Source organism: Tissierellales bacterium (genome assembly GCA_025210965.1).
Taxonomy (GTDB): Bacteria; Bacillota; Clostridia; order Tissierellales; family JAOAQY01; genus JAOAQY01.
Genome location: JAOAQY010000091.1, coordinates 1 through 9,541 on the forward strand (window position 1 = coordinate 1; position 9,541 = coordinate 9,541).

General features: G+C 34.0%; 8 protein-coding genes. 2 read left to right on the forward strand and 6 right to left on the reverse strand.

Features of this window, described 5'->3' with window-relative positions:
* The 6 genes from N4A40_06915 to N4A40_06940 form a co-directional block, all read right to left on the reverse strand.
* Window positions 1-353, reverse strand: a 353-nt coding sequence (locus tag N4A40_06915) for a hypothetical protein (GenBank protein ID MCT4661578.1), incomplete at its 3' end; no start/stop codon positions are given.
* A gap of 2 nt (window positions 354-355) precedes the next feature.
* The gene (locus N4A40_06920) at window positions 356-1,810 is read right to left on the reverse strand and encodes a hypothetical protein (protein MCT4661579.1); all 1,455 of its coding nucleotides are present in this window, start codon (window positions 1,808-1,810) and stop codon (window positions 356-358) included.
* Between the two features lie 15 nt (window positions 1,811-1,825).
* Window positions 1,826-2,578 carry a hypothetical protein gene (locus tag N4A40_06925; protein ID MCT4661580.1) on the reverse strand — a complete coding sequence of 251 codons (753 nt, stop codon included), beginning with the start codon at window positions 2,576-2,578 and terminating at the stop codon, window positions 1,826-1,828.
* A gap of 132 nt (window positions 2,579-2,710) precedes the next feature.
* Complete coding sequence (locus tag N4A40_06930) at window positions 2,711-4,492, reverse strand: cell wall metabolism sensor histidine kinase WalK (protein MCT4661581.1); 1,782 nt, start codon at window positions 4,490-4,492, stop codon at window positions 2,711-2,713.
* 4 nt (window positions 4,493-4,496) lie between these two features.
* On the reverse strand, window positions 4,497-5,198 hold the full coding sequence (gene yycF / locus N4A40_06935) for a response regulator YycF (protein ID MCT4661582.1): 702 nt from the start codon (window positions 5,196-5,198) through the stop codon (window positions 4,497-4,499).
* Window positions 5,199-5,363: 165 nt separating this feature from the next.
* Entirely contained in the window at window positions 5,364-7,037 is a 1,674-nt protein-coding gene (locus N4A40_06940; protein ID MCT4661583.1) for a M23 family metallopeptidase, read from the reverse strand.
* A gap of 332 nt (window positions 7,038-7,369) precedes the next feature.
* On the opposite strand from N4A40_06940, the gene N4A40_06945 reads away from it, so the two are divergent.
* Window positions 7,370-8,440 (forward strand): DnaD domain protein, encoded by a 1,071-nt coding sequence (locus tag N4A40_06945; protein MCT4661584.1) that lies wholly within the window; start codon window positions 7,370-7,372, stop codon window positions 8,438-8,440.
* A 14-nt stretch (window positions 8,441-8,454) separates the two neighbouring features.
* On the forward strand, window positions 8,455-9,441 hold the full coding sequence (locus tag N4A40_06950) for an ATP-binding protein (protein ID MCT4661585.1): 987 nt from the start codon (window positions 8,455-8,457) through the stop codon (window positions 9,439-9,441).
* Window positions 9,442-9,541: the final 100 nt, after the last annotated feature.

Below are 9,541 nucleotides of genomic sequence, written 5' to 3' on the forward strand. Positions count from 1 at the left end.
ACTAGTTCTTTGTTGTTTATAATCTCAAGTTCTTCTTCGCCCTGTACAAATAGCACTCTATCATCTATTGGTTGCCTTGATGGATTGGCAAAAAACCTTTTTGCTATCTGTTCTGGTTGATACAATTCATATTCTATGATAGCCTTTGTAAGTTTTTCACTAATCGGTGGTAATTCTGCTACCAAAGTGATATCGTTGTTTTCTAAAAACTCAAACACTTGATTTTGATATGCATCGCTGAGTTCACTAGGTTCTTGATTCGATTCGTGCGCCCTATATAAATTTACTCCAAGTATTAAATTTGTGACCAAAAAGGCCAATATCAATATATTTTTCGCTTTAGACCAATTCATAGCTATTCCTTTCTGTAGGTTTTAATAAGTTCTCCAGAGTAAGCATTGAATATATATCTTCGTTTTCCAAAATCAATCATCCAAATTTCGACCAATTTTGCCTGGCTATCCTGCTCGCAATAATCGTAGTATGCAGACTCTATACTCGTTATAGTACTTAATATTTTTTGATTTTCAATAGATTTCATCGCTTCTAAGCTCAAATCGTTGTCTATTCTATATCCATTTCTAATTGGCTCTAGGTTTTGATTTATGACATCTAATGGTGCCATTATATAGTCTATACTAAATGAAAAACTACCGAGGCTGTCAACTGATGCTGTTCGTCTATAATACCTTTTGTAACTCTTAATATAGTCATTGTAGACTTCTACCTCTATAGGTCTTTTGAGCTCATCTGAGAAGTTTTCATCTAGTATTACATCCTTTTGGTTTATTCTATAATTAAAGCTCAATCTATAACCTTTATTGTCGCCACTTTCTATAGGTTCTATGTCCGCTAGGTACATATCTGCCCTTTTGTCATATGCAGGACTATAATCATACAAAGACAAGAAGTTTGCATAACTAGCTAAACTTCTATAAAGCGATCTTTCATCTACCGGAGCTTCTATTTCATCGAAATACTTTAGTACACCATCGTCTGTAAATACCAATCCTTTTTTGTCATACATATATATCAGAGATCCGTCATTCTCTTCAATCTTTCGAGCTGTCTCTACATCTCCAAAAAAGGCCTCTACTATACTTTCTATCTTGCCTATTCTATCTACTTCTATATCATTTGATACATATATTGTAGTCTTTGTTTCCTCTAAATTTATAGGAACTAGTACCTCTGGTGATGCTGATATTAGTTTACCTGTTCCGTATTTTATGTTGTCCTTTTCTTTTATCTGGTCGACCATCTCTACTAGTGGCTCTAGTGATGCCACAGCTATAGGCACCTGTATCATTTTTTCTCCATTTTTTAAAATCATAGTTTTTTCACTTGCAAGATCTATATATATAGTGTCTATGTAGTCTATACTGTTCTTGAACTCTTCACTCACATCATCATTATTCATTTTGAAAAATATGTCTATGGGTATCTCTGTTCCGAAATTATAAACTATAGATTTTTTACTTAGCATATCAACATAACTATCTATATCTAGTTCTTTGATTTGAAATTCTTTATTAAAAAAAGAATTTTGAAAGAGATCTCTCGTGTTTTTCCAAAGATCTACTCCAAAATCCGAATAAAATACTCTATGATTTTGTTCTGAATAGTTTACAACTATCCTTTTTGGAGAAATTAAGTCCTTGATTTTGTCATCGATTTTGTCGCTAATCTCTATTTGCTCTGTTGCATCGATTACTTTTTGAGGTTCTATTGCAAATAGCTGAAACGTAAGCGCCATACTACTCGCAACTAGCCCCACTAAGACAACGGACTTGATTCTCTCTAAATTCACTATTCATCAGCTCCATTATTTTTCTTCTTCTGTTGCTGGTTCTTGATTGATGCTAATTGAACCCTTAGCATCTAATTTTTTTACAGTTTCATTTTTTTCTTTTTCAAACTCAATTTCAATAAACTCATCTTCGATAAGTTCATTCTCTAAAGTTTCCTCTTCAACTGTATCTGATTTCTTGTCTTTAGTCTCTATCACTTGCTTAAATACATTTTCTATATCAAGCTTTTCGATAGTTTTCTTCATATATTCTCTAGCTTCTTTTTTGTCGATAATTGACAGAGAAGTTTCTACCTTTGCTACTTTCTCTCCATCTGATTTAAGCTCTACTACAATCGAATACTTGCCAGTATTTTCAAATTTAAGCTCATGTAGACAGATTCCAATATCCTTAACTTCTATGTCTTTCGCTTTAAGTCTAGGAAAATCTTCCCCCATCTTGTAAACGAATACATCTATACTATCTCCATTTATAGCTGACACTGACAATGATACTTCTCTATCAGTAGTCACAAATCTATCTTCTGGTGACAATATTTTCAAACTTGCTTTTTCTTTTTTCTCTTCTTGATTTAATTGCTTCTCTTCACTTTTTATGTCATCCTCTTGATCGATCGGCGTTGACATCACCAAGTCAATCATAGGAATAGATGTTTCACTTTCTGATTCAATTGATTCATTTGTTGTCACAACATCTGATGCAAAAGCCTTCGACCCAGCTCCAAGCATCAAACACATTAGCAAGAGTCCTATAAACCCTCTTCTCATTTCAAACCTCCTATACTCTCCCATAATTCTACGTAAAACAATTATACACTAGATATATTACACGAAAGTTACAGAGCATTTAAAACAAAATTACAGGTTTAGTCATAATTTTATTGCTCGATGTCACTACCTTTATGCATATGGCAATAGTATTCTAACTGTAGTTCCCTCGCCATAAGTACTTTCTAATTCAATATCGCCTTGGTGTTCATCCAATATCTGTTTTGCTATCGACAATCCGAGTCCAGTACCACCCATTTCTCTTGAACGAGCTTTATCCACTCTATAAAATCTTTCAAATATTCTCGGTACATCCTTCTCAGGTATACCCATTCCATTGTCTTCAATCTCTATACAAGCTCTATGATCTCTCGTATATGCTTGTATATTGATTTCCCCAGCTTCTGGAGTATACTTTATCGCATTACTAACTATATTTAGTATAACCTGCTCTATAGCATCTCTATCTCCTAGTACTTCGCCAACACCGCTTTGAACAAAATACTTCAAGCTATGGCTTTTATCTTTAGCTGATATCTGCATTTTAAGATGAACATCTTCTAGTAATTCATCTAAATCAATCTTTCTAAAATTCCATTTTTTCTGATCATAATCCATTTGTGACAATTGAAGCAAATCACTAACTATCCTATTCATGCGGTCACATTCACCATATACTACATTCAAGAACTTTGTAGTCATTTCCCTATCTTCTATTACACCATCTATGATAGTCTCTGTGTACGTTTTTATAGTCGTTATAGGTGTTTTAAGCTCATGCGATACATTGGCAACGAATTCTCGTCTCATATTGTCGAGTCTTTGCTGCTCTGTGACATCTTGGAATACTATTATGATTCCTCCAACTTCTCTGTTCTCATCTCTAAATGGAGCGTACTGAACTCTATAGCTAGAAGAACCTATCTCACAAATTTCATTTCCTGTCCACATATCTCTATTCTTGATATACTTTAGCTCTATACTAGATCTAACATTCTCGTTTATATCTTCATAAGACATTTGAGTCGCTGTATTGTATGGAAGTCTAAGTATTCTCTGTGCTACTTGATTTACATGCATTACCTTTCCCTTAGTGTCTAAAACTAAAAGACCATCTGCCATGTAGTTAAATATGGTTTCCATTTTACTCTTCTCTTTAAATATCTGTGAAATCTTGCGCTGAAGTTCATTTGAAAGAGTATTGAACATACCAGCTAGTTGACCAATCTCATCTTTAGAATGTATCTCAACGTGCTGTGTGAAATCTCCATCTGCCATTTTCTTCGCCTGTATAGTTACATCTCGTATAGGCCCTGTAATACTCGACGCCATGAAGTAACCTAGAAGTACCGCTATGAATATGGCCAAAACTGTAGATTGCACTAACATCATCTTGGATTGGTTTATAGACTGATCTATGAGTTTCAAATCAGATGTAAGGTATATTACTCCTTTTACCTTACCATTTTGCTCAAATATCGGATAAGAAAGATGCGCAAAATGCTGACTATCTTTTCTGACTGTTTTTATCTGGTAATTTGCATTCTTTATAGATTCTATAAAAAGCTCTGAATCTATGAAATCATACATATTTTGAGTAGTCGCAGCATCACTCGTCGATGCCACAAGTACTGGTTTTTGATTTTGACTAATTATATAAATCTTATCTGTTATAGATGTCGGCCACTTAACTATGAGGTCTTTTATCGGCTTCTCTACATTTTCCCAATTCTCAGATTGAAGTGTAGATGAATAATTTAATAAATTCTCGACATGTTTCTTCATAGTATCTGTTACCTGTTTATTTTGTTGACGCTCAAACTGAGTAACAATAAATGCTCCTACTATCGTCACCGCTACAAATACAAGCAAGAAATATACAAGTATAAATTTCCACTTAATACTCTTGAACATCTAGCTATGCCCTCCTAAAATAATAACCTACACCACGCTTTGTTATAACGTATTTTGGATTACTAGACTCATCTTCTATTTTTTCTCTAAGTCTCCTAACTGTTACATCTACTGTACGAATGTCTCCATAGTATTCATAACCCCAAACTTCTTCTAGTAATTGTTCTCTAGAAAAAACTTGTTCTGACTTTGTCGCCAAGAATTTAAGTAGTTCAAATTCTCTAAGCGTCAATTCGATTACATCGTCTTTTTTCTTCACTTCGTATTTGTTGATATCAATCTCCAAATCTCCAGATTTAACAAAATTATTCTGTTCTTCTGCCTCGGCACTTTGTACTTGAATGTCTCCACGTCTTAAGTTTGCTTTAACTCTAGCAAGTAGTTCTCTAATACTAAAAGGTTTAGTTATATAATCATCTGCTCCTAGTTCTAATCCTAATACCTTGTCTACCTCTTCAGCTTTGGCTGTAAGCATGAGTACGGGAACCTGTTTCTTCTCTCTTACTTCTCTCAAGACTTGGAAACCATCTTTTTTCGGTAGCATGATATCTAATAAAATCAGATCTGGATCTTCTCCTAGTGCTTGATTTACAGCTTCTTCCCCATCAGCTGCCATCAAAGTCTCATAGCCCTCTTTCTCAAGATTAAATTTCAAAATATCTGCAATTGGTTTTTCGTCTTCTACTATCAATATTTTTTTGCTCATATGGCTCTCCTTTTCTAACATGACTTTTAAATTTAGATGTCTATCTTTTTAGATTAGGATACATTCTCTATAATTATATCACATTATTTTATACTGTGTCGATGTAAAAAAGCCTCGAATCGACACTTCTAATCTGTCAATCGAGGCTATAGTTTTTAGTTCATGTTATCTATATTTCTTGTTTATATAACTTTCTGGATTTTGAGTTTTCCCGTATTTTAGAACCTCAAAGTGAACATGTGGTCCTGTACTTCTACCAGTATTTCCAACAGCTGATATAGTCTTTCCTTGGTATACTCTCTGTCCAACTTTTACATATATCTTTGAGTTGTGAGCATATCTAGTTTTGAATCCACCGCCATGGTCTATCTCTACCATATATCCATAGCTACCTTTCCACCCAGCAAATGTAACTACGCCACCGTCAGCCGCTTTTACTGGAGTTCCAATTCTATTCGCTATGTCAACACCTGAATGGAAATTGCTTCTTCCATACACTGTTCTATATCCATATCTTGAAGAAATCTTTCCGCTTATAGGTCTCAAAAACTTTCCAGTTCCTTTGCTAGCCGGAACTGGTCTCGTTCCCTTAGCTACTATCTGCGTTTTTGGAGCTTTTAGTACATTTTCTTCCAATATATTTCTATCAACTACTAATCCATTTACTTTCTTTACATCTGCCACTATTTCTCTTTCACCATAAACTCCCTTAGTCTGAACTCTTTGCTCATCAGAGAATAATGTAGATGTCTTTTTATATTCTACTTCAAACGGCATCTTTTCCGTCAATTTCGCTTCTTCGTACGTTACAATAGACACATAAGGTTTTGGCACAACTAAATTGATTTCATCACCAATTTGAATAAGCTCTGGATTGTGTCCAGGATTTGCTGCTATCAAATTCTCGACTGTTATTCCGTATTTTTTGGCTATAGCCCAATAGCTATCTCCTGATTCCGCAACATGGGTTTTCTCTTCTGTCGTTCCCTTTTGTAAATATGCGAGCATATCATCATAACTTGATACCTCACTAACTTTCACTTCCTCACTTACAAAAGATATCGACTCTAGTGTTTCTACTTTTTTTATCTTTGCGCCCGACTTATTGAGACTTTCTACAAATGGTTTTTCCAAATCATCTATAAGTTTTACTGTCTCTTCTTCAGATTTCACATAGCCTAGTTTCTTACCATTGACCATTATTCCAAAGGCTTCTACATTTATATCTGCTACGGATTCGATTTTTCTACCCAAATCTATTATAGATAGTAGATCCTCATCCTCTGCATGGGTATCAACAAAAGCAACTTCATCTTTTAATAATGTTTTCGCACCATATTCTTTTTCCAAAGAACTCTCTAACTCATTTACAACCTGCTCAGCAGCTTCTTTGTTTCTAACTACTCCAATGCTCTTTCCACTTACAACAACTTCTACTCCTCTAGTTGCAAGTTCATGTGCAGCTCTCTTGTCGTATTCTGCCTTTGCATAAAATCCCAAAGTCAGACAAACCACCATCATGGCAGCAACTCCACCTACAAATCTTTTATTGTGTTTCAGTTTTTGAAAATCTATTTTTTCTTTAAGTGCATTAAAATCTATCAATTTTGTTTCACTGCTTTGAGGTTCCTGTTGTTTTCTCTGTATTGCTTGAGTCTTTAATGGTCTTTCTATTTGAAGTGTACTCTTTCTATTTCCCTTATCTAATTTAAGATCTTTCACGTTGATCTTTTTGTCTACATCTACTTTAGTCTTTTCGTGCGCCTTGATCTCTAATTTTTTAAGGGCTGGTTTTTGAGTATTTTGTTTTCTGCTTGTCTTTCCTTTACGTTTCCCCATGTTCTTCCTCCCCAGCTCTTTTGTTGTGAAATCTTTTTTGAAATCCTTTTGTCATATTTTGTAACACATTTGTAACACAACCAACTTCATTATATCATAAGCTCTCCTATTATAAAATAGGGTTTTTCAGTTTTCATATTTTTTTCACAAGATGGCTGACTAAAAACATATTTGCCAGTGCAGTCTTTATCTTCATTTACATTTTATTCTCTATTTTTTGATTCGCAATTGAGCCTGTGATATAATTAAATGATTAAACAAATTTGTAATTCAACTAATCTCCAAGTGGGTTTATGGTGTTTTGCAAATGAAATTTTGAAAGGATGAAAGCAATGGGTTTTAGATTAGAAAAACTAAATCTCGATTTGGGTGAAACGCCTATCGAAAATATATTTTTGAATGATTTCATGCCTATGGGTGACGGAGTCTGTGTAAAGGTTTATCTATTAGGTTTCAAATATGCCCTAGAAGATTTTTCATCTGGCAAATTGAGTCATCAAACTATAGCTAGTAACCTAAATATTCCACTTAGCGACGTCTATAGAGCATGGGATTTTTGGGAAGAAAAAGGCATAGTAAAAAAGCATTATTTAGGATGCGATTTGAGCGATTATGATATAGAATTTTTAAATCTCAAAAGATTATACATCGAAAAATTATATAAGCCACAAAAAAGTCTCACTTCTAGTTTTGAAAAACCCGTATCTCTTGATTTTGACGAAGTCATAAGGCTTAGTGAAACGACAGAGATAAACGAACTTTTCAAAAAAATACGAGTTTTGATGGGTCGATATATGCATCCGCCAGAGCAAAAACAAGTTCTAGAATGGCGAGCTACTTATGGCTGCACTACTGATTTAATCTACAGAGCATATGAAATAGCCAAAGAGAAAGGCAAAAATGCCAATTATATTCACTCTATCATAAGAAATTGGTACGATCAAAATATCACATCTCTTGAAGATTTAGAAAATTATTTATTGGAAAATAACGAAAGATATAGACTTTACAAACAAGTATTTGAGAGATTAGGACTCATGAGCCGCGCTTCTCAGATACAAAAAGATTATATAAATAAATGGATGGATGAATGGAAATTTGATTTAGAACTAGTATTTAAGGCCTGCGACGAGAGTATTTTGAGAACTAATGAACCGAGCTTTCCATATATAGATGCTATACTAGAATCCTGGCTTGAAAAAGATATCAAAACTCTTGATGATGTAGATGAATACAATAAAGCTCATGAACAGTCTCAGAAAGAAAAGAAATCTGCTGATGATGCAAAAAAATCAAATTACAAATCATCTTCTTCTGAAGTCAAAACTAAACTTCACAATTATAAACAGTGGACAGATGATTTGTCATCTGATGAATTAGACGATCTCTTTAGAGATAATTAACCGGAGGTTAGAACGTGAACGAAAATATTATCAAACAAATATTAGTACAATTTCAAGAAAAACGAGACCGAGCTCAAAGAGGCAAAGAATCTAGAATAAGAGAACTTTACACTAGAGTTCCTGAGATAAAAATGCTTGATGATGAAATAAGACAAACCGGCATACTTCTTTCAAAAGCTATAATACAAGATCCCGAGCATGCCGAAGAAAAGCTCTGTGAAATAAAATCCACTATGAAGGAATTGAGGCAACAAAGAGCTATACTTCTAACCGACAACAATATACCTAAAGATTATACAGATCCACATTTTGAATGTTCTAAATGTAAGGATACTGGATTTTCAGCAAATGGAGAAAAATGTTCTTGTCTCAAACAAGCTATCATAAGTCATGCTTATGAAATGTCCAACATAGCATATCAATTAAAAAGCGAAAACTTCTCTACATTTAATGTAAATTTGTTTCCAAATGAACCTTTTAAGGAAGAGACTCTTACTCCAAGACAAAATATGATGCAGATCATGACTCTCGTAGAGGATTTCATTCAAAATTTCGATAAGAAAAATGGTGACAATCTTCTATTCTACGGTGATACTGGTCTTGGAAAAACTTTTATGTGCAATTGTATAGCTAAGGATTTGATGGACAAGGGACATGTCGTTCTCTATCAAACATCTTTTAAAATGTTAGAAGTGCTAAAGGAATATAAATTCTCAGACTATAGATCTAGAAGCGCTAGTTTAGCACTTCAATACAAATTGATATTCGAATCCGATCTTCTGATAATAGATGACCTAGGCACTGAAATGCCAAACTCTTTTACCGTCTCTGAGCTGTTTAATATCATAAACTCTCGTATGATTTCCGGTAAAAAAGTTCTGATATCAACAAATTTGTCACCTAGTGGACTTTCGAAAACTTATACTTCTAGAATATTCTCTAGGATACTCAAAAATTTCAAGAAACTGAATTTTTATGGGGAAGATTTGAGAAAAAAATAAGTAAAACATAAAAAGTGCCTGTCGTTCCTAAATCACTGTGGTATAAGTAATTTGGGATTGTCAGGCACTTTTAGTTTTCAATTATATCTCATCCCTTCTG

Bases quoted from the DNA above. Each gene is read 5' to 3' on its own strand.
- N4A40_06940 (MCT4661583.1), bottom strand. From the start codon at position 7,037: ATGGGGAAACGTAAAGGAAAGACAAGCAGAAAACAAAATACTCAAAAA.
- N4A40_06925 (MCT4661580.1), bottom strand. From the start codon at position 2,578: ATGAGAAGAGGGTTTATAGGACTCTTGCTAATGTGTTTGATGCTTGGA.
- yycF (MCT4661582.1), bottom strand. From the start codon at position 5,198: ATGAGCAAAAAAATATTGATAGTAGAAGACGAAAAACCAATTGCAGAT.
- N4A40_06945 (MCT4661584.1), top strand. From the start codon at position 7,370: ATGGGTTTTAGATTAGAAAAACTAAATCTCGATTTGGGTGAAACGCCT.
- N4A40_06930 (MCT4661581.1), bottom strand. From the start codon at position 4,492: ATGTTCAAGAGTATTAAGTGGAAATTTATACTTGTATATTTCTTGCTT.